The organism is Gimesia algae, assembly GCF_007746795.1.
Taxonomy (GTDB): domain Bacteria; phylum Planctomycetota; class Planctomycetia; order Planctomycetales; family Planctomycetaceae; genus Gimesia; species Gimesia algae.
On sequence record NZ_CP036343.1, the window covers coordinates 6,309,362 to 6,330,424 of the forward strand.

Genomic DNA, 21,063 nt, shown 5'->3' on the forward strand with positions numbered 1-21,063 from the left:
TGCCCCAGGGCAAAATTTAACAAACGATTGTCAGAGAAATGATAGTGTGATTTGATTTATTGAGAGTAGAGAGAAGTGTGTGCGGTTAATAATCGATTTGTCGTTTTCAGGTCAATATGATTTTGACAAATATTTCAATTTTATTTGCATGCTTTTCAAAATACTTTTTCAGTCTGTATTTCATGAAGCAAATCTTAATCTGAGCTTCATTTTTGCTCTTCACAAAGCCACTTATTTTGTAACTTTTTCATCTTCTGTTTCGTATTCGAACATCGATTCGATGATCGCTTTGTCGTAGAGTTTATCCAGAGTTTCCCTGGTCGCTTTCATACGTGCATCATTCACCATCGTTTGCTCCAGTTTGGTCTGCACATCAGCAAATGGTGTATGTCCTGCCTCTTTCCGATCAATCACTTTCACGATCTGAAAAGAATTATCCGTCTCGAAGACCTGACTGGTCTGTCCAATCGGCAGTTCAAACAATGCGGCTTCGACTTCTGTTTCAGCCAGACTGCCTCGACCGGTCCAGCCCCATTGCCCTTTTTTTTCTGCCCGTGGTCCATCTGAATACTTTTCAGCCAGGGTCCCAAAATCTTCCCCGGCCTGCAGCTTATGAATTACTTCGTCCAGAACTCCAACAGCTTTTTCTTTACCGCCATGCTTTGCATAGGAAATACGAATTCGCTGCCAGCGTGCTTTAGCGGGGTAGGCATAATCCTGGATATTAGATTTATAACGTGCCAGAACTTCTTCACGGCTGAAATCATTTTTCGCTTTCGCTTTGACAGACATAAACTGAAGAGCTGATTGCTGCCTCATGAACATCTCTTTTTCAAAGTACAACGATCGGCCCTGCTGGTTCAGTTTATCTTCGAGTTCCTGGGGAGAACTGACCCCCATATTCTTTTGCAGTTCCGGGATTCTTTCTTCTTCGAAGGCCTTTACCAGATGTTCCTGGAGCATCTCCAGCTGTTCTTTTTTGAGAGTCGTTTTCATCTCATGAATCAGCAACTGACGTTCAATGTGATTTTTCAGGTCTCGTTTTACCAGAGCGATGCGCAGTTTCTGGTATTCTTCAGGTGGCATTCTCTGTTCTGCCTGCTTCAACTGAAAGTCATAGACGCCAATGATATCTGAGACGAATAGCGGGGTCCCGTTGACCATGGCCACCACAGTACTGTCTTTTAATTCCTCAACCGATTCATCGATGGCGCTGGTTGTGGAAGCATCAGAATTAGATGAGGCAGTGATAATTGGCGATTCGAACGGATTACCCGATTCCTCGAAGTCGCCTTCCAGAATATTTTTTCTGTCATCAGACCGACTCGCCATCTGCGTGTGTTCCAGCTTCTGCTGTTTCAACGCAGACTCCAGACGTGGAGGGGGTGGTCCCAGCACCGGGTTGTCGACTTTAGGAGTCGTTTCACACCCTGTAATGCTGAGAACAGCAATCATCAATAAATATATTTGCGCGTAGCGCATCAAGATGCATCCTGCATGATGAACGAATTATTTACCGGGAATTTGAGAGACAATCAGTAGTTAGATTTTGAATTCAGCCCGAATTACAAGGGAGGTGTAAGGAAGGGGAAACAGACTGTTTTCAAGATCCACAACACCCTTTTCAGTAACCAATGAACCTCTTGCAGAGTTCATCTGTTGAACCACTCAGGGTGATGTTGCAGGATTATAGGCCGGATCAAAAGTTTGTTGCAATACCGTTTTGAGTTCCTGCATCACCTCTTCAGTATTCTCAGCAGAAATCGGCAATGGAATGTATGCTGACTTCTGGTCCACGATCCGGACGGGAATCCGATCCCGATTGCTTTTTGACAATGCCAGTATGTGATTTTTGTCTCGATAACCCAATACCGCAAAGTTATCTTCCAGTCGAATACTGTCAACCTGCCAGCGTTGTGACAGAATTTGTAATTCTTTCAAAATCAATAATTGTCGCGCAGGATGCGGAATAGGGCCGAAGCGATCTTCCATCTCTTCTTCCAGAGCGTTCAACTCCTCAATGGAGCGTATGGCTGAAAGTTTCCGATAGAGTTCGATTTTAATTCGACCGGGAGGAATATAATCGGAAGGCAGATACGCCGTGCAAGGCAGGTCAATTGCCACATGATGATGTTCACGAATGGGCTCATTTTTCAGCTTCCTGCAGGCATTTTCCAGTAACTGACAATACAGTTCATACCCAACAGCTGCAATATGACCACTCTGTTCGGTGCCGAGAATATTCCCGGCACCGCGAATTTCCAGATCGCGCATTGCAATTTTGAAGCCAGCCCCCAGTTCACTGTACTCTTCAATCGCCTTTAGGCGTTTAGCAGCGATCGGAGTCAAAAGCTGCCCATCGCGCAACAGCAGATAACAATAGGCCCGATGGTGTGACCGTCCCACACGTCCCCGCAACTGATGCAGGTCGGATAATCCATGATTCCCCGCATCATGGATAAAAATCGTATTGGCATTGGGAATATCCAACCCACTTTCAATAATCGTTGTGCAGACAAAGATATCAACATTGCCGGATACAAAGTTCAACATCGCTGCTTCCAGCTCTGCCTCCTTCATCTGTCCGTGGCCAATCCCGATTCTCGCTTCCGGTACAATCTGCTGGATTCGATCGGCGTATTTCTGCAGATCATGTACGCGATTATGTACGAAATAAACCTGTCCATTGCGGTTCAGTTCCCGGACCATCGCGTGACGGATCAATTCAGGATCGAAGCGGGTAATCCGGGTTTCAATGGGAACACGATCACGGGGCGCTGTCATCAGGTTGGAGATATCACGGATCCCCAGCAGGGACATATGCAGCGTTCGTGGTACGGGGGTTGCACTCAAGGTCAGCACATCAATCTGTAACCTCAGACGCTTCAGCATCTCTTTGGCATCCACACCAAACCGCTGCTCTTCATCAATAATCAACAACCCCAGGTCTTTAAACTTGACGTCCTTCTGGATCAGACGATGTGTGCCGATTACCAGATCAACACTGCCGGTAGCCATTCCTTCCAGAATCGCCCGCTGTTCTTTTTTGGTTTTAAAGCGGGACAGTCCTTGAATAGTAATTGGATAATCGGCCATTCGCTCGCTGAAGGTACGGGTATGCTGTTCTGTGAGCACTGTGGTCGGCACCAGGACAGCAACCTGCTTACCGGCGTCGATGGCTTTGAAGGCAGCACGGATCGCAACTTCTGTTTTTCCATACCCGACATCGCCACAGATCAGTCGATCCATGGGCTGTGCCCGTTCCATATCATGTCGAACATCGCTGATGGCGTGCAGCTGGTCGGCGGTCTCCGAATAGGGAAACGCAGCTTCAAACTCTTTCTGCCAGTGACTGTCGGGAGGATAGGAGATACCGGGTTGCCCCGATCGCTGTGCCTGCAGTCGCAGCATGTCACTGGCCATATCCCGGACCGCTTCTGCCGCTTTTTCCTTCTTGCTGGCCCAGCTTTTCGTCCCCAGCTTAGACAGCTGCGGCACATGCTTGCCTCCACCGATATATTTCTGAACCAGATGCACCAGTGAAACAGGCACGTACATCTGCACTTTATCACGAAATTCCAGCGAAAGATGTTCTTCCCGATAACCTTCTTTCTCCAGCAGTTCCAGTCCGCGGAAACGGGCGATTCCGTGTGAAAGGTGCACAACATAATCACCCACATTTAAATCCAGAAAACTGTCGATCGCCCGACTCTCAACTTTACGTTTTCGAGGCTTATGCCTGATATCTGCACGGCCAAACAGCTCATGATCACTGAGTACCACCAGATGTTCGGGCACGATACGAAATCCCAGAGCCAGGTTGCCAATACAGGTTTTCACGCGTTGGGTGAGATCCAGAACGGACTCATCCAGCAACTCCTGCAGACGATCCTGTTCTCCCTGATTGTGACAGCAGACCAGCACGGTATCCTGTGGACCGGTAATCGATGCCAGCTCTTCCAGCATTTCCGACTTGGCCCGGGTAAACCGCTCTACAGATTCGATCTGTAGGTGACATGAAATTTCGGTCGATTCTGCAGAGATCGGTGCAATGGTCACTGAGGAAAAGTCCGTGCAGCGCGACATGGTAGCCGGCACACTGAACAGACCCCGCGGATTTTCCAGACGATCCAGATAACGTTTCCCTTCATCAATCAACTCGGGGAGTTCTACCAATGCGATACAGGCATCGGAGGGCAGGTTATCCAGCAGACTTTCAGACGCGGTATTGTCTTCATCTCGGGTTGGAGTTTGTGGTTGCCTGTCGGACGGGGATGCGGGAACAGGCGAGATCAATGTCAGGTCAACCTGCTGACAGGTTTCCAAAGTCCGCTGAGTTTCAACATCGAACTGTCTGATCGATTCCACTTCATCCCCGAAGAACTCGATACGGATTGGCAATACAGAATCCGGTGAGTAAAGGTCCAGAATCCCACCATGCATACTGAATTCACCAGGCAGCTCAATCGCTGTGGTCCGCTCAAAACCACGCTCCAGTAACCATTTCATGAAGTCATCAGTATCGATTTCATCTCCGACCTGAATTCGACGCGTCGCTGCTTGCCGCTGTTGTCGACTTGGCACTGGCTGCAGCAGAGCAGGAAATGATGTGACGATCACCTGGGGAGCCGAAGGATTTTCTCCTGACTGCTGCAACTGACTGAGCACCCGCAGGCGTCCGCCAAATACCGAATCGGCGACGTCATGTTCGTCAGGCAGCGTCTCCCAGGCAGGAAAGATTTCGGGAATGATTCCCAGAAAACTGGCCAGGTCACCAGTAAATTCATCGATTTCAGAGAGTCGTGGAAGCACGATCAGCAGCACGGAATTCAAAGCGGAAGCTACACTTGCCGCCGTCAGCGCGCACGATCCTCCCCAGGCTCCGTCTATTGTCCCACTCTGTCCGGATCGCAGAGCCGCTGTTACCGCGGCAAATCCATCACTACGACTGAGAACGGGAACCAGATCCTGCATCGACTGAATCTGACTGTCACGGGAAATCATCATGTTCGGGAATATTTTAGCAGGCGGCACCAGATTGTCACCTGCCTGCTGCCGAAAAACCTTCTCTGCTGCTCGATTTGAGTCAATCCGACGTGACTTCATCCTGCGACAGAGTTACGATAGAGGCATGATTGATCAGCTGGTCGGAAACCTTTGAAAACCCTGTTGAACAAGGTTTTCAGTCGACTGCCTACCCGATTTTCCAGTACGAAGGATGCAAAGTGTCTGAAAGTTTAGATGTCAATGTCGCTCTGGGGCCACGCAGTTACCATATTTCGGTTGTCAGCAACCAGTTTGATCAGTTTGCAGACACCCTGGAAAACTGGATGAATCAGAATCCAGCCTACCGGAATGCGCTGGCAGATGGCAGTAAGACGGCATTTATTGTGACAGACAGGAATCTGTCGACCCTGCATACTCCTGCGATCGAAAAGAGTCTCAAATCAAATGACTGGAAATTTGAAACGGCCATCATTGAACCGGGTGAAAAATCAAAATCACTCGATGTGATCTCCAGCCTGTATGACAGACTGGTCGCGATGAAAGCAGATCGACAAACCGTATTGATCGCCGTTGGTGGCGGCGTGACGGGAGATGCTGCCGGTTTTGTCGCGTCAACTTATGTTCGCGGTCTCCCCTTTGTTCAGGTTCCGACTTCACTGCTGGCCCATGTAGATAGCTCAGTGGGAGGTAAAGTCGGGGTGAACCATCCCCAGGCGAAAAACCTGATTGGTGCGTTCTACCAGCCTCTGGGCGTTTTCATTGATACTTCGACACTGGAAACGCTGCCTGTCAGGGATTACCGCAGCGGTCTGGCAGAGGTGGTGAAGTATGGTGTGATTCTGGATTCCCGCTTCTTTCATTATCTTGAGCAGAATATCGAAGCACTGAACCAGCGCGATCCTGATGTACTGCGCCAAGTGATCGCCCGCAGTTGTGAACTCAAAGCTGAAGTTGTGGAACAGGATGAACATGAACGTTCCGGATTGCGTGCGATTTTGAACTATGGACATACTTTTGCACATGCATTCGAAGCGCTCTGTGGATACGGAGAACTGATGCATGGTGAAGCAGTTTCCATCGGTATGATCTATGCCAGCTATCTTGCCGAGAAACTGGATCTGATTTCACATCAGGAAACAGAGCGTCAAATCCGTTTACTGGAAGCCCTTGGTTTACCGGTACTGCTGCCGAAAGGGACCCGACTGGATACAGACCAGATCATTGACCGAATGAAACTCGATAAAAAAACCGTGGGTGGCAAACTGCGATTCGTACTGCCAACCTGCCTGGGCCGTGTCGAAGTTTTTAAGGAAATTCCGGAAAGTCGGGTCCGGGAAGTTCTGGAAGAATTGGCACATCCTGCGGCAACAGACGATGATTTTCAAATCTAGACTGTGTCTAGTGCAGGTTCTCAATCTGAAGGACTCCCTTGCAGGATCGCTTCTAAGCATCTTCTGCCAGACTTAACTGCGGGTTTTCTCTATTGAAATGGGTGAGTAGTGTCATCAGCAGTGTCACTGCCTGCAGGGGAACACCTCAAAATCCGTCATTCATTCACGGAACAAAAACATACTAAAGTACAAAGTTTCCTGAATTTTTTGCCAATTTTATTCTCGCAATCGGCACAGGTTGTAGAGTTCCTACAAAAAACACCTTCCCCTGTTTCTGTTTCAGACGATCTTGCTACATCACAGAAATTAGAAACTAACCTTACCTGTAGGCCTGCTGAAATTTTCTCAGATTCATTGCGCCCCAGCGAAACTTCATTTCCAGCAATAGTCGTCTGGTATGCGCAATATCCCGTTATGGAAGAATGTAGATGTCGAACTCAAATACAACAAACAAAGCAGGACAGTGGCATCTGATTGACGGTGGTCGGATTCTGGATATGGCTATCGGCGATACTGATTTTCTTGCCGAATTAATTGATCTATTTCTGAGTATCGTTCCTGAGCAGATGTGTGAAATCAGTCTGGCAATCGAACGAAAAGACGCAGCGACATTAGCTATTACTGCACATGGCTTTAAAGGAACCGTTGCCAACTACACCAAGGCTGAACCCTATCTGTTGTTGCAGGAACTGGAAGATCTCGGAAAGTCGAATCGACTTCAGGAGGCTTCTATCAGTTACGTTGAATTGGAAAACGAAATGCAGGAATTAATCAGCGAACTGAATATGTTTATGGCTCAAGTGTGCCATTGAAACTACTTTACCCGCTAAATCTGGTTTTAAACCAAAGGCTGATGTAATGAAAATTTTAGTTGTAGATGATGTTGGCTATTCCTGTCACTTTCATGCAAGACTCATCGAAAAATTCGGTTATCGGTGTTGTTCAGCGACCTCAGGTTTTGAGGCTCTGAATCTACTGAAAACAGATAATGATATTAATATTGTCATCACAGACTTGATGATGCGGGGCATGGATGGGGTTGATTTATTCAAAGAAGCCCAGCACCTGGAACGATTCACGGATGATGGCCAGTTGGATCCTCCCCAGTTTATTTTAATGACTGCTTTACGCCTGGAAAAGAATTCCAACGATAAAGATATACAACGACTCAAACTGGCAAAGGAACTCGGTGTTTCCAAAATCATGTTCAAACCGCTGGATCAGGATGAACTTCAGGAAACGTTAAAAGATATGGTCATGGGGGCTCCAGAAGGTTCGATAAGCAATCAAGCTGTCGACTTATATACGCCAGCTCAAAAGATCAAAGATGCGGTCAAAGATATCATCGAATCCGGAAATTCCGGAGCCGCAGAACAGTTCATTGAATGCCTGAATGGGGAAGTCAAATCACTGCAGGATTTTCTCGCTCAACTGGAAACCGTTTAAAAACGCAGATTTACAAAACACCACGTAACATCGAGACACCATAATTTCTTAATTCATGAAAGGAGGGATTTGACTGTATCTGAACAAGAACTATAGTTGTGGTATTCCTGAAACATACTTGATCATCGCTCGCATCAGGTAAGCATTAATTTTTATTCCATCTCTGCAATGGTTACTCCCATGAGTCTGATAAATCTGGACCAGTATACAGTCAAACAGAACCGGGCCGTCTTACGCGTACTGGATTCACTGGATCGTATGGATCAGCGAACCGGTCTGCACTATTCCGAAAAACGCGCACACGAGCGAAAAGACTTTCGGGGAATTGTGTGGATCTCATTGCCGGACAGCGATGTTGCAGACGACCAGGAAACAACCATCAAAGTCTGGTCTCGTTCGATCTCTCAGTCCGGCCTCTCTTTCATTTACCCGTTTCCCATCTATCGCAACAGTATCATGGTAGGAGTTCCTGTTCAGGACACCCATGTCGCCTGGTTTCGTTCAGAAATTGTCAGGCAAAAAGAGATCCAGGAAGAACAATTCTGGGAATTTGGTGTTCGCTTTTTAGGTAAAGTAATTACCTGAAACGGTTTCAGAAGCCTGGCTCTCAATTGGATTTTGAGAGGCCGGGAAGATATGATTCGAACTTTATCTTCAGAAACTCATGTAGCTGACCAAAGAATCGAATCCACTGAATCAAACGGGAATCACATCGGTAATGGAAGACCTCTCTGGCCGCCTCCTCAAGAATTTGACTGGGATACAAAACCGGATCCGAGCGGCCTGTCTCAGAGCACATCGTGCTCCCGAATCCGTAGCACTTATCGGCGTCACCAAATATGCCCGTCTGGACTGGGTCACCGAGCTGATCAAACTTGGTTGTCGGGAACTGGCAGAAAGCCGTACCCAGCAACTCGCAGAGCGGGCTGAGCTCCTTTCCCCGGATTTACACTGGCACTTCATCGGCCCTTTGCAGCGGAATAAGGTCAGACGAACTATCCAATACAGTCATTTGATCCACTCCCTCGATTCAGAAAAATTACTGAAAACCATCGACCGCATCGCTGCTGAATCTGACCTGAAGCCGCGTGTTCTGATCGAAGTGAACCTTTCAGGTGAAGCAAATAAAAAAGGATTTCAGAAAGCGGAACTGCTTCAACTCTGGCCGTCTCTCTGTCAGGTCACGCACGTACAAATCAACGGCCTGATGACGATGGCCCCGCATGTAGATGATCCTGAAGCAGCACGCCCTGTCTTTCGTGAACTGTCAGAACTACGGGATACTCTACAGGCGATATCTCCGGAACAAACCAGGCTACAGGAACTCTCGATGGGCATGAGTGGCGATTTTGAGGTGGCGATTGAAGAAGGAGCCACTCTCGTGCGAGTCGGCAGTGCACTGTTTGCAGGGCTTGAGGCCTGACCCGAGAATTGGGAACTCAACGTGAATCTACCATTAAATCTGGAAATGGATGGCACTGCGATTCTTCTGCCGGTACGTGCACAACCGCGATCCAGTAAAAACGGGATAGAAGGAATTCATGATGGCAGACTCAAAGTCTGCGTCACACAGGTTCCTGAAAAAGGGAAAGCCAATAAGGCATTGCTCAAAGTGATCCAGTCGGCGCTCAAACTGAAACGATCGCAAATTGAGTTATGTAAAGGGGAAACGGCAGCATTGAAGGTCTTTCGCATTCACGAAATCTCCAAGGAAGAATTGTACACACGAATCACTGCTGCTGCAGGAAAGTCCCGGTAACCACTCTTTGCTGTGACAGTCGATCCCAGGCATAATTCCCCAGATATTTCCCAGACCTCACCTTTCACAAAAAGCCCTGGAATTCAAAATAGACTCTCTGTTGGACAGGATTCGGTCAACATAGATTGCAGCCACCCTGACAGGGTCATATAATTGTTAATGCGTCCGTGTCTTACCCCCCAGAGGTCTTCGCTACGTCTTCTGAATCAAGCTGAACTGAAATCGGTAGCGACCTCTTAAACTAAAGAGCATTCCATTTAACCACAGCGTCTCTCACCCATTGATACTCGGCCCCAATGCCCTGGAGGCGCTACAGTAAACCTGGACACAGGCTGGATTCATCCTCGCCTGAAGATCTCAAAAAGGACTATTTGATTATGAGTTACTCGATGCCTGTTCGCCTGCTGCTGGGCGCCATACTGGTTTGTGGACTCTCCCTGTCAGTAAAAGCAAACGAACCAACAAAACTGTCAGACTCATGGGAACAGTGGAGAGGCCCTGATCGTCAAAACCATTCTGCTGATACTGGTCTGCTGGATGACTGGAATGCAACTCCTCCCAAACTACTCTGGACCGCCAGTGGTATGGGTAAAGGATATGCCAGTGTTTCAATCAAGGATAACCGGCTGTTCACAACAGGAAACCTCCCGGAAGGTCAGGCCGTCATCGCCGTCAACACCGATGATGGCAAGATCCTGTGGAAGACCAATCTGCTGGAACTGAATCCCGAACATGGTTACCCTGGTGCACGCTGCACACCTTCCATTGATGGCGATCGCCTGTATGTGATTACCTCGAATGGTGCCATCTCCTGCCTGAGTGTTGCTGATGGAGAAATCATCTGGACTAAAAACTTCCAGGAAGAATGGGATGGCAAAATGATGTCCGGGTGGGGCTTTTCCGAATCTCCACTCATCGATGGGGACCGCGTCCTCTGCACACCAGGCGGTAAAAATGCCATGATGGTGGCCCTCGATAAAACCACGGGCCGGGAAATCTGGCGGACTCCTGTTTCTGATCTGGGTCAGAAAGGGAAAGATGGTGCCGGCTATTCCTCCATCGTGATCTCCAACGGAGCCGGTGTAAAACAGTACGTCCAGCTCACCGGGCGAGGCGTGATCGGCGTACGTGCCAGCGATGGCAAGCTGCTCTGGAACTACAATCCGGTCGCGAATGGCGTGGCTAATATTCCCACTCCCATTGTTTCCGGCGATTACATATTCTGCTCCACAGGCTACAAAACCGGCAGCGCCCTGCTGAAACTCTCAAAAAACGGTGAGGGAGTCAAAGCGGAAGAAGTTTACTTCCTGGATGGCAAAACCCTGCAGAACCATCATGGGGGCATGGTACTCTACAAAGATCACATTTTCTGTGGTCATGGCCACAACAATGGTCTCCCCCTCTGTCTCGAACTGAAAACCGGGAAAGTGGTCTGGGGCGGCGACATCCGCGGGGAAGGCTCCGGTTCCGCTGCAGTCGTCTTTGCCGATGGGAATCTGATCTTTCGCTACCAGAGTGGTGAAGTCGCTTTGATCGAAGCCAACCCCAAGGAATACGTCCTTAAAGGGAGCTTCAAGGCAGATCAGGTACTGGGTAAAGCCTGGGCGCATCCTGTCGTTTGTGGCGGAAAACTCTACCTGCGAGAGCAGGATGTGCTGATGTGTTACGACCTGCGAAAGTAAGGTTCTACACAAGTCATACTGAACTAAAAGCTCTGTCGAATCGATCGGCAGAGCTTTTTATTTTTCATAAATCGTATTAACCGGCCGCGTTTTTAAATCGACTCAGATCGATTTTTCCGTTGCCTTCCACGGGCAGCTTGCCATTCGGACAGTAACGGGAACGAGCCACACTCGACGCGATGTTATAAGTATAGACAGCATCTTCCCGGATCAGAAAAATGACCGTTCCTTTGTTCTGGGCACCAATCTTATCCAGCAGCTCGACGAAGGGCAGGCTCTTCCGCAGATCATCACGTCGGACATGTAAGTCTTTCGCAGGCCCATCCAGAACGACGATTCCGTTTTTGGTACATTCAATAAACGTGGGATTCAGATCCACGCCCGAACCTCCCGGCTGAATTCGTACTTCCGCGGCGACCGGGTTTTCCCGTTTATTCAATTCGATTTTGAGCTTATCAATTTCCTTCTGCAGAGTCATCGGTTCGTCTTTAATTTCGGTGATCCGTTTTTCAAGACGATTCGCTTCCGCCAGCAGCTTCACTTTTTCCTCAGGACTGACATCCGTCGGAATTTTGTTTTTTTCCTGCTTCAGTTTTTTGAGCTCTTCTAAGGCCAGGATCAGATCGCGATTCAGTTTTGACAGATCTTCAACCTGACTCTGGACCTGCTCCAGTTCCTGCTGTTTCTCGGTGATCTGCTCCTGATCTTTTTCAAATTCTTCGACGCGTTTCCAGGAATCATCCTGTTGATCCATCTGACTGAGCGCCATGGCGGTGATCATCAGTGTCAAAACACCAATCACGCACGCCAGAATGCTCAGAAACGGAAACAGGGAAACCGTTTCTTCACTATCCTTCTTCTTTCTACCCACGTTACCTTACTCTCTTCGAGTTCCCGAACAATCCCCAGCGTTTGCGAGGTGTCTCCACCTGCTGAATCAGCACTTGCTTCTCACCCAGGTTTGTCAAAACCATATTCAGACCGTTTAATCCCTGCTGGACGCCATTAAAGGACTGGGAGAGTACCCCCGCGGCCTCGGCCATTTCCGTCGCGTCGCCATTCAGCTTTTCCAGATGTGACGTGTGCGCCGACTGCAGAGCCGTCATTTTTTCTTCCACGCTTTCCAGATGCTTCATCACCTGTTGCACTTCTGCCAGCTGTGCTTCCTGCTGCTCTCGAATTTTATCATCGATTTTACCCCAGGATTTCACAACCTGCTGCGACAGCGTACTGCCGACCCCTTCCAGTTTTTCGATCCAGGTCTGTAATTCCGCATGATGGTTCGCCATCGCTTTATCGATGGTCCGCTGGATCAGGCGTCGATGATCCTTTTCATCACCCCCGCCACCTGCCTGATCGCTCTCCTTGAGCCGCTTCAACAGGTTTTCGTTGCAGTATTCATCCACCCAGTTCAGCAGATCCTCTTCCGATTTCTGCATGGAACTGCTGGGAAACATCACTAGCATACTCATCACCAGCGCGACCAGTGTCGTGTCAAAAGCAGTCGATAGTCCGCCAGTCACACTCCCCAGGGATTCTTTCAGAGCCGAAATATCGGAGGCTTTATCCATCCCTCCGGCGAACCCCCCCACCGCAGCACTAATCCCGATCACAGTACCGATGAACCCTAAAATCGGAATCGCCCAAATGAAAACTTTGAGAATGGTATAACTGGAATCGACGGCCGTCGCGTCGATTTCCGATTGAGACTGCAGACGGCTGGAAACCTCGGAACTGCTTCTCAATACACTGAAATGTTCCAGTCCGCGTAAAACCCGGTTCACCAGAAAACTTTCGCGGGGATCAACGGGCAGGTTTTTGACATGCTCGATGAATTTGGCAACCGTCTTCTCGGAAATTTCCTCAGAAATATCCGTTGGCAGTGTATCAAACAACATCGAATCTTTCTGTTTGCCCAGCTTACGGTATTTCAAAATCAGAATCGTGGCAGACCAACTCATCAAAAAGACTAACGCAAATGGCACCCAGCCCCGGTCCAGAAACAATTCACCCAGATAGTATTTCCGGAAAGGAAACATCAATGCAATAAATGCGACAGACGTCCCCACGGCGATCATGCCACTCTTTGAGAGGCTGACTTCGGTACCATCGGCCCAGCCACTGGAAACATGCTTATTTGCACCGCGACTGCTGCTCGAAGGTCTACTGGAGCTGGTTGAGCCGGCAGAATTGACATCGATGGTAGTATCAATTATCGGTGACTCAGGTTTTTTGACCAGCATCGTATGGTGACAGTAGGGACAACGAACTTTTTTTCCCACGTTTTCATCGCGGACTTTTAACTTTTTGGAACATTTTTCACAGGGAAACTGGAAATACATTGAGGAAACCCCAGGGTGTAGTAAACTTTAGTGTAGCATTAAGCATTCAAATGAAAGGCTCAACAGTAATTCGTACCGAATAGTTTAGCCAAGCTGCCCCAGTCCCAAAAGTCAACAGCCTGCCGCAATCATCTAAACGTGGCAAACAGTAGCCTTTCCTGGTGGATTTTCCAGGTATTGATACTCAAGACCAAAAAAACTCAGTTTTCACTGGAAACAGAAATCTCAGACTCCCCTTGTTTATTGAGTTCTAAATGCGTCAGAATACACGAGATAAGAACGACTCGTTATAATGACAGCAGATAGAATACAATTGAGTGAAAACTGTTTAAGCTTTCCGCTGACCGCTTTTGAGCGGAGAGTAAGTCCCTAACGTATAGAAAACAAATTCATGTCTGCAGATTCCGTTGAAACCACCAGCCGCTACTGGGCCGGCTTCGACCTGGGTGGCACCAAAATGCTGGCCAAAATATATGACTCTCAATATAAAACTCTGGGCAAAAAACGGAGAAAGACCAAAGGTCATACAGGGGTAGAAATGGGACTGGAACGCATGGTCCAGACGATTTATCAGGCTTTGGAAGAAGCTGGTTTGACTCCCAACGAACTGGCGGGCATTGGTGTCGGCTGCCCCGGTCCGCTGGATCTGGAAGCGGGAATTATCTTCGAAGCTCCCAATCTGGGCTGGTATAACGCTCCCGTTAAAGACGTACTGGAAAAAGAGTTCGGTTGTCCGGTTGTGATCTGTAACGACGTCGATGCTGGCGTATATGGCGAATACCGTTTCGGAGCTGCCAGAGGTGCCCAATCAGTCCTGGGAATTTTCCCGGGAACCGGTATTGGCGGTGGTGCCGTCTACCGCGGACAGCTGATCCAGGGAAGTAAAAGCTCCTGCATGGAAATTGGACACATTAAGGTCCTGCCGGAAGGTCCTGAATGCGGGTGTGGGCAACATGGATGCCTGGAAGTTCTGGCGAGCCGACTGGCAATCTCTGCCGCTGCAGCACAGGCAGCATACCGTGGAGATGCGCCGACCCTGCGTTCCCTGGCTGGCACTGACCTGTCCAATATTCGCAGCGGCATCCTTGCATCAGCCATCAAGGGTGGTGACGAGAGTGTCAAAAATATTATTCAGCGGGCTGCGGAGTATATTGGAATTGCAGCAGGAAATCTGGTCCACACTTTTTCCCCGGAAATTATTGTTCTGGGAGGTGGCCTGGTAGAAGCGATGCCTGAACTGATTGTGCCCGCGGTGACCGAAGCCACACGGAAAAACGTGATGCCTACCTTCAAAGATTCATTCAAAGTTGTTGCCGCTCAACTGGGGGATGACTCGTCGGTTATGGGGGTCGCCGCCTGGGCTCAAAACGTAATTCAGCAAAACTCTTCGATGAGAATTGAAACGCAGGTATGAACACGAAAGATTCACCGCCGGCTGAAGCTTCTTCAGGTTCCAGTCGACCGGAGTCTGGCACAATTCAGTTGATCGCCGTGATCGATATCGGAACGGGTGCGATTCGTATGGCCATTGCTGAGATCAAAGAAGACGGCTCTGTATACGCATTGGAACGACTCTCCCAGGCGGTGACGCTGGGGAAAGACACGTTTCAAACGCGGAATATTCAGAAGTCAACGATGGAAGAGTGTGTGCGCATCCTCAAAAGCTACCGTCGGCGGCTGGATGAATACCAGATCACGCGCGACGATCAGATTCGGGTGGCTGCCACCAGCGCTGTCCGCGAAGCTGACAATCGCCTGGCGTTCACAGACCGGATTTTCATTGCGACCGGGTTTGAAGTCTCCCCCCTTGATGAAGCCGAAGTCAATCGAATTACTTACCAGGGGATTCGCCCTTACCTGGCAGCCAAACCCAACCTGGACGAAGCACAAACCATTGTTACGGAAATTGGTGGAGGCACAACGGAATTGCTGCTCGTGCAGAAAGGTGATGTTCTGTTCTCCGGCAATTATCGACTGGGGGCTTTGCGGCTGCGGGAAATGCTCAAGGGGTATCGTGTGCCGTTATCCAAGGAACGCACGATCATGGAGAATCAGATCGAACGTGTCATCCAGCAGATCGTACATGAAGTTCCCGGTGATAAATCAGTCAAACTGGTCGTATTGGGAGGTGATGTCCGCTTTGCTTTGGCACAACTCCGACCTGATGATGAAATCCCGGATCCTGGCAACTCACCCGATGAGCTGGATCGGCTCAAGGTCTCAGAACTCAGCAAGTTTACCGATAAAATTCTGCAGAAGAATGAAGACGAACTGGTCCAGGAATACCACTTGTCATTCACCGACGCCGAAACACTCGGGCCGGCACTGCTCGCTTATACCAAGCTGGCAGAAGCCTATCAGCAGAAACACATCTACGTGACGAAAGCCAACTTTCGTGATGGTCTTTTGAAAGAAATGGCCGACCAGAGTAACTGGTCTGACGAGTTCAATCAGCAGGTACTTCGCTCCACAATTGATTTTGGAAAACGCTTTGATTTTGATGAGACTCATGCCAGCCATGTCGCCTTTCTGGCAGACAAGCTGTTCCAGTCATTACAGAATGAACACAAACTCGACGCGCGGAATCGACTGTTATTGTATATTGCCGCTCACCTGCATGAGATCGGGATTTACGTTAATCAACGCGGTTATCACAAACATTCAATGTACCTGATCAGCAACGGTAATCTGTTTGGACTGGGACAGACCGACCTGCTGCTGGTCGCGTTGATTGCCCGTTATCATCGCCGCGCTTCACCCAAAGCCACCCATCCGGGATATTCCACACTGGATCGTGTCAGTCGCATTGCCATCGCTAAAATGGCCGCCATCCTGCGGGTCGCAGACTCCCTGGATTATTCCTACAGTCAAAGGGTTAAGGAAATTGAATGCGAGATTGACCAGGGACAGTTGATCATTTCGATTCCCCATGTGGAAGATGTCTCGCTGGAACAAATCGCGCTTGTTGAAAAAGGCCCGCTGTTTGAAGAAGTCTTCGGGTTGAAAGTTCACTTGAGGAAAAAACAGTAACACCGCCTGATAAGATCTCCAAACGACCATTGAGTTCTACTTCATACAATTGACATACTGAAATAACAGGTTGACCATGGCCAACAAAACAACGAATTTTATCAACCGGGAATTAAGTTGGCTGGAATTCAATCAACGGGTTCTGGATGAAGCACATGATCCGGAAATCCCGCTGCTGGAGCGACTGAAGTTTCTGGCCATCACCAGTTCTAACCTGGATGAATTCTTCATGGTTCGTGTGGGTGGTCTGCATCTGCTGCAGGCCAGTGGAAATAAAAGCACGGATCCATCAGGGCTGACACCGCGTGAAACGCTCGATGCAGTCGGTCTGCGTGCGCACCAGATGATGGTGGAACAGTATCAGTGTTTGCTCGAAGAAATTGAACCACCGCTGGCAGCCGCCGGCTTCCAGCGCGTCAACCCACAGGAACTCTCTGATTCCCAGCGGCGGATAGTCGAACATGTTTTCCGGGATGAAATTTATCCCGTACTCACACCGATGGCAGTCACGGAAGATATGGAATTTCCCTATCTGGTGAACCAAACGCTGAATCTCGTCGTGCGACTGGCCCCCGATGAAAAAGGAAATGGGAAAGGGAAAACAAAAGAAGACCGCTTCGCCATTATTCCCTTTGGCAGAACTGAATTCCGGTTCATCACTCTCCCCTCGGAAGGTGGCTACCAGTATCTGCCCATGGAAGATGCGATCTGCCTGTTTATCGAACAATATTTTCAAGGCGAACATGTTCTGGAAAGTATCCCTTTTCGAGTGACCAAAAATGCGGATGTCAGTCTGCAGGATGAATTCGCCTCTGACCTGCTGCATCAGATGGAAGACATGCTCGACCAGCGCAAGCAGGGAGATTGCATCCGACTGGAAATCGCGGAATCGGTTTCTGTTGAAACCCTGGAATTCCTGGAACGAGGTCTCGGCGTCCTTGATGAGAATGTTTATCGGATCCCCGGACCACTGGACCTGACGGCCTTTATGCGATTGACGGATACTTCGGGGTTTGATGCCCAGAAAGATGTCAGTTGGCCGCCCCAACCCTCTCCGGAAGTCAATCCACGCATCAGCATGTTTGAAAACATCACCCGGCAGGACATCCTGCTGTGTCATCCCTATGAAAGTTTTGAACCCGTAGTACGACTGGTTGAAGAAGCCGCCGTCGATCCTGATGTGCTGGCCATCAAACAGATTCTCTATCGCACGAGTAAACACAGCCCCATTGTGGCAGCGCTGACCCGCGCCGCTGAGCAGGGCAAGCATGTCACTGTGATCGTTGAGCTCAAAGCCCGATTCGATGAAGCGCGGAATATCGAATGGGCCAAGAACCTGGAAAATGCCGGCGTGCAGGTCATCTACGGAGTCAAAGGCCTGAAGACGCATGCCAAGATCTGCTGTATTATTCGCCGCGAACCGCACGGAATTCAACGTTACCTGCATTTTGGTACGGGCAATTACAACGACGCAACATCAAAAATCTACAGTGATATCAGCTACTTCACCAACGATGAAGTTCTGGCGTCTGACGCCATCAACTTTTTTAATTCGATCACCGGTTATTCGATCCCTCAGAAGTATCAGAAACTGGAAGCAGCCCCCATCAGCCTGCGGGATAAACTGCTTGACCTGATCCATCATGAAACGGAGAGAAAAAAACAGGGACAGAAAGCCCGAATTGTGGCGAAGATCAATTCCCTGGTTGACCCTGAAATCATCGATGCACTTTATGAAGCTTCGGAAGCAGGTGTGAAGATCAAGCTCAACATTCGTGGCATCTGCTGCCTGCGACCGGGTGTTCCCAAGCTCAGCAAAAATATCGAAGTCATCAGCATTATTGATCGCTTCCTCGAACATGCCCGGATATTTTACTTCTATCATGGCGGAGACGAACGCGTTTTCATTTCCAGTGCCGACTGGATGCCACGCAATCTGGATCGCAGAGTCGAACTGCTCGTTCCCATTGAAGAAGAAAAGTGTCACCGAAAATTGATCAAAATTCTCCACAGCTACTTTGAAGATAACGCCAAAGCACGCGTCTTAAACAGCGAGGGAGTTTACGAACGGATTACCCCGAATAAAGAGAAAAATCTGGTGCGCTGCCAGCAGGTGCTTTACGAAGAAGCCGTCGCTGCGATCAAGCAGGCTGAAAAAGCCGGACGCACCGTCTTTGAACCGCATATGGCCCCGGACGATCAATAATAGAGCGAACCTGTTTCAGACTTGCGTGTCACTACACAAGAAGTCAGTCAATTTGAGACACAACGGTCTACCGTCTGACTTCATTGATCTGGAATTCGCGGGAATGGTTAAATCCTTATCTTCTGCAATAAGAATATGTTACCGTTTTCTGTTTTCCCGTTCATGAGAAATTCTGCAGGTTCCTCGCAAATAGGTCTTGTCACAATCAAGGGATCTGCAAAAATAGGAGTAAGTAATGTATCGCACCCACGCAGTGCGATAGGACTAAAGCCTGTGTTCAAGTTGGAGCTACAGACCGATGATGAAACAGGGAGTTTATCCAAGAAAAGGAGGTGATTGAGTGGACAGTTATTGTTGTAGCCAGAAAGGTGGTTGTTCTTAGCGACTACTGGCGGGTTGTCAAAGACAACCACCACTCGTGAGGATCACCTCGATCCAAACGAAAAATTAGCCGGAGGCTGATCTGCGCCAGCGTAGATCAGCCTCTCTTTATTTCCAGAGAAGATCATGTAAAAAAACAGCACCGGAGTCTGACTCCGATGCTGTTTTTTATTTTCAGTAATACCCTGATCAGTACTGTCAGACTTCGTTAGGAACCACAAATGGTTCACGGTACTCGCGGGTCAGATATTTATCTGCTTCCGCATCGTTTACAAACTGTTCCGTCTTGGGATCGAAATTCAACTGACGCCCCAGACGGAAGGCGATGTTACCCAGGTGGGCAATACCGGAACTGGTATGAGCGGTCTCAACGGGACCGTTCAAAGTTTCTGCCTTACGTGAACGGACGGCATTCAGGAAGTTCGTGAAGTGAGGAACAACCGGATCGTCACCACTGTTTTTAGGCCCCGGTTCGCCTTTGCGTCCCAGGAAGATTTCATAGGAGTTATACCCTTTCACGACCATATATCCTTCTGACCCGTAGAAGATATTGCCGACAGAGGCTCCCCCTTCGTCATTGGTCATCCAGGGACGTACTTCAAACTGAATCATTTTATTTTCTTCAGGATAGAAGTAATTGGTAGAAAGAACTTCGGGAGTCACTTTGTCGTCATCCCAGAGAAACTTGCCTCCCATCGCAGTAATCTGAGAAGGAAGTTTGACATCCAGCCCCCACAGGCACATATCCGTTTCATGGACACCCTGATTCCCCACATCACCATTGCCATAATCCCAGGTCCAATGCCAGTTATAATGTACATAGCGTTGTGAATAATCGGTTTCCTGAGCAGGCCCCTGCCAGAGATTCCAGTCGAGGTAAGATGGAGCTTTCTCATCCGGTTTGTGGCCGATTGACGGACGCCAGCGAAAGACCAGACCGCGGGCCATATAAACATCGCCGATTGTTCCTTTGCGAAGATGCTCTACCCCTTCCTGAATCGCAGGCTGACTGCGGAGCTGTACGCCGTGTTGCACGATCCGTTTGTATTTTTTTGCCGCTTCAATCATTTTGCGGCCTTCAAACAGATTATGTGAACCTGGCTTTTCGACATAAACGTCTTTACCGGCCTGGCAGGCCCAGATGGTTGCCAGTGAATGCCAGTGGTTCGGTGTCGCGACAGTCACAACATCAATGTCATCCCGGTCGAAGACCTTTCGCATATCGGTTTCGGTCTCAACTTTACGTCCGTATTTTTTTTCGAACTCGGCAGCCCGCTTGGCAAGCACCTGTTCATCGGGATCACACAACAGCACAACATCAGCGCCTTCAATTTCACCAATCGCTTTAATATGTGTTCTACCGCGTCCGTTCACACCCAGAACGGCAACTCTGATTTTACTGTTGACATCTGCTCGCGCGGTACCAGTCAACAATGAAGTGGCTGCAACCGCCCCTGCACTGGTCTGAAGAAAGCTGCGTCGTGTGACCTCACTCATAATTCACCCTTTATCATTTGAATAATAAAACGTTAACCTGTGACAGGCTGAACGAAAATAACCCCCTGATGTAATACATTATCGTAAGCAGCCTGCCCACCAAAGTCCAGACATTCGGCAGTGGAACCTGAGTTAACAAAACCGGGTTTTTCCTGAAAATAGTTTCTCGATGGAACTCTTAACGTCGTTTACTTCTGGCAACAACTGCCTGCCTGCAGGGACAAACTGGATTTTCAGGGTTTTTAAAGCTTGCTGCAGATCCGAATCTGAATGCACGTTGATTTCCAGGAACATCACAGAATATTCTGTTCAGCAACTGACG

The 21,063-nt window shown here is 48.9% G+C and carries 15 protein-coding genes; 10 read left to right on the forward strand and 5 right to left on the reverse strand.

Translation table 11 applies throughout. The features are described from left to right. Positions 1 to 231: 231 nt before the first annotated feature. Both Pan161_RS23540 and mfd read right to left on the reverse strand, forming a co-directional pair. Complete coding sequence (locus Pan161_RS23540; protein WP_145231189.1) at positions 232 to 1,482, reverse strand: peptidylprolyl isomerase; 1,251 nt, start codon at positions 1,480 to 1,482, stop codon at positions 232 to 234. Between the two features lie 186 nt (positions 1,483 to 1,668). Further along, positions 1,669 to 5,106, reverse strand: a complete 3,438-nt coding sequence (gene mfd, locus Pan161_RS23545; protein WP_232103446.1) for a transcription-repair coupling factor — start codon at positions 5,104 to 5,106, stop codon at positions 1,669 to 1,671. A 119-nt stretch (positions 5,107 to 5,225) separates the two neighbouring features. Here mfd and aroB point away from each other — a divergent pair, with 119 nt between their 5' ends. From aroB to Pan161_RS23580, 7 genes are all read left to right on the forward strand, one after another. Further along, on the forward strand, positions 5,226 to 6,398 hold the full coding sequence (gene aroB, locus Pan161_RS23550) for a 3-dehydroquinate synthase (RefSeq protein ID WP_197995489.1): 1,173 nt from the start codon (positions 5,226 to 5,228) through the stop codon (positions 6,396 to 6,398). A 428-nt stretch (positions 6,399 to 6,826) separates the two neighbouring features. After that, positions 6,827 to 7,210, forward strand: coding sequence for an Hpt domain-containing protein (locus Pan161_RS23555; protein ID WP_145231190.1), 384 nt, complete (start codon positions 6,827 to 6,829; stop codon positions 7,208 to 7,210). A 46-nt stretch (positions 7,211 to 7,256) separates the two neighbouring features. Then, positions 7,257 to 7,844: a response regulator gene (locus tag Pan161_RS23560; protein WP_145231191.1), complete on the forward strand. Its 588-nt coding sequence runs from the start codon at positions 7,257 to 7,259 to the stop codon at positions 7,842 to 7,844. A gap of 180 nt (positions 7,845 to 8,024) precedes the next feature. Beyond that, complete coding sequence (locus Pan161_RS23565) at positions 8,025 to 8,429, forward strand: hypothetical protein (RefSeq protein ID WP_145231192.1); 405 nt, start codon at positions 8,025 to 8,027, stop codon at positions 8,427 to 8,429. Positions 8,430 to 8,562: 133 nt separating this feature from the next. Then, a complete protein-coding gene (locus tag Pan161_RS23570; protein ID WP_145231193.1) occupies positions 8,563 to 9,267 on the forward strand; it encodes a YggS family pyridoxal phosphate-dependent enzyme in 705 nt (234 codons plus the stop codon). A gap of 21 nt (positions 9,268 to 9,288) precedes the next feature. Continuing rightward, the gene (locus Pan161_RS23575) at positions 9,289 to 9,603 is read left to right on the forward strand and encodes a DUF167 domain-containing protein (protein WP_145231194.1); all 315 of its coding nucleotides are present in this window, start codon (positions 9,289 to 9,291) and stop codon (positions 9,601 to 9,603) included. A gap of 377 nt (positions 9,604 to 9,980) precedes the next feature. Further along, positions 9,981 to 11,285, forward strand: coding sequence for a PQQ-binding-like beta-propeller repeat protein (locus Pan161_RS23580; RefSeq protein ID WP_232103450.1), 1,305 nt, complete (start codon positions 9,981 to 9,983; stop codon positions 11,283 to 11,285). Positions 11,286 to 11,361: 76 nt separating this feature from the next. Here Pan161_RS23580 and Pan161_RS23585 read toward each other — a convergent pair whose 3' ends face one another. Beyond that, on the reverse strand, positions 11,362 to 12,156 hold the full coding sequence (locus Pan161_RS23585; RefSeq protein ID WP_145231195.1) for a hypothetical protein: 795 nt from the start codon (positions 12,154 to 12,156) through the stop codon (positions 11,362 to 11,364). A gap of 1 nt (position 12,157) precedes the next feature. Beyond that, positions 12,158 to 13,627 (reverse strand): MotA/TolQ/ExbB proton channel family protein, encoded by a 1,470-nt coding sequence (locus tag Pan161_RS23590; protein ID WP_145231196.1) that lies wholly within the window; start codon positions 13,625 to 13,627, stop codon positions 12,158 to 12,160. Between the two features lie 391 nt (positions 13,628 to 14,018). Between Pan161_RS23590 and Pan161_RS23595 the strand changes: the two genes are divergently transcribed. From Pan161_RS23595 to ppk1, 3 genes are all read left to right on the forward strand, one after another. After that, positions 14,019 to 15,041: an ROK family protein gene (locus Pan161_RS23595; protein ID WP_145231197.1), complete on the forward strand. Its 1,023-nt coding sequence runs from the start codon at positions 14,019 to 14,021 to the stop codon at positions 15,039 to 15,041. Then, positions 15,038 to 16,657: a Ppx/GppA phosphatase family protein gene (locus tag Pan161_RS23600; protein WP_145231198.1), complete on the forward strand. Its 1,620-nt coding sequence runs from the start codon at positions 15,038 to 15,040 to the stop codon at positions 16,655 to 16,657. The genes Pan161_RS23595 and Pan161_RS23600 overlap by 4 nt, the downstream gene beginning before the upstream one ends. Positions 16,658 to 16,733: 76 nt before the next feature. Then, entirely contained in the window at positions 16,734 to 18,863 is a 2,130-nt protein-coding gene (gene ppk1, locus Pan161_RS23605) for a polyphosphate kinase 1 (protein ID WP_145231199.1), read from the forward strand. 579 nt (positions 18,864 to 19,442) lie between these two features. Here ppk1 and Pan161_RS23610 read toward each other — a convergent pair. Then, positions 19,443 to 20,741, reverse strand: a complete 1,299-nt coding sequence (locus Pan161_RS23610; protein ID WP_145231200.1) for a Gfo/Idh/MocA family oxidoreductase — start codon at positions 20,739 to 20,741, stop codon at positions 19,443 to 19,445. Between the last annotated feature and the right edge of the window lie 322 nt (positions 20,742 to 21,063).

What these genes read in the sequence shown, in the direction of transcription:
- Pan161_RS23565 (WP_145231192.1), top strand. Translation starts at nt 8,025, where the DNA reads ATGAGTCTGATAAATCTGGACCAGTATACAGTCAAACAGAACCGGGCC.
- Pan161_RS23590 (WP_145231196.1), bottom strand. Translation starts at nt 13,627, where the DNA reads ATGTATTTCCAGTTTCCCTGTGAAAAATGTTCCAAAAAGTTAAAAGTC.
- ppk1 (WP_145231199.1), top strand. Translation starts at nt 16,734, where the DNA reads ATGGCCAACAAAACAACGAATTTTATCAACCGGGAATTAAGTTGGCTG.
- Pan161_RS23610 (WP_145231200.1), bottom strand. Translation starts at nt 20,741, where the DNA reads ATGAGTGAGGTCACACGACGCAGCTTTCTTCAGACCAGTGCAGGGGCG.
- Pan161_RS23555 (WP_145231190.1), top strand. Translation starts at nt 6,827, where the DNA reads ATGTCGAACTCAAATACAACAAACAAAGCAGGACAGTGGCATCTGATT.
- Pan161_RS23560 (WP_145231191.1), top strand. Translation starts at nt 7,257, where the DNA reads ATGAAAATTTTAGTTGTAGATGATGTTGGCTATTCCTGTCACTTTCAT.
- mfd (WP_232103446.1), bottom strand. Translation starts at nt 5,106, where the DNA reads ATGAAGTCACGTCGGATTGACTCAAATCGAGCAGCAGAGAAGGTTTTT.
- Pan161_RS23595 (WP_145231197.1), top strand. Translation starts at nt 14,019, where the DNA reads ATGTCTGCAGATTCCGTTGAAACCACCAGCCGCTACTGGGCCGGCTTC.
- Pan161_RS23600 (WP_145231198.1), top strand. Translation starts at nt 15,038, where the DNA reads ATGAACACGAAAGATTCACCGCCGGCTGAAGCTTCTTCAGGTTCCAGT.
- Pan161_RS23570 (WP_145231193.1), top strand. Translation starts at nt 8,563, where the DNA reads ATGGAAGACCTCTCTGGCCGCCTCCTCAAGAATTTGACTGGGATACAA.
- Pan161_RS23540 (WP_145231189.1), bottom strand. Translation starts at nt 1,482, where the DNA reads ATGCGCTACGCGCAAATATATTTATTGATGATTGCTGTTCTCAGCATT.
- Pan161_RS23580 (WP_232103450.1), top strand. Translation starts at nt 9,981, where the DNA reads ATGAGTTACTCGATGCCTGTTCGCCTGCTGCTGGGCGCCATACTGGTT.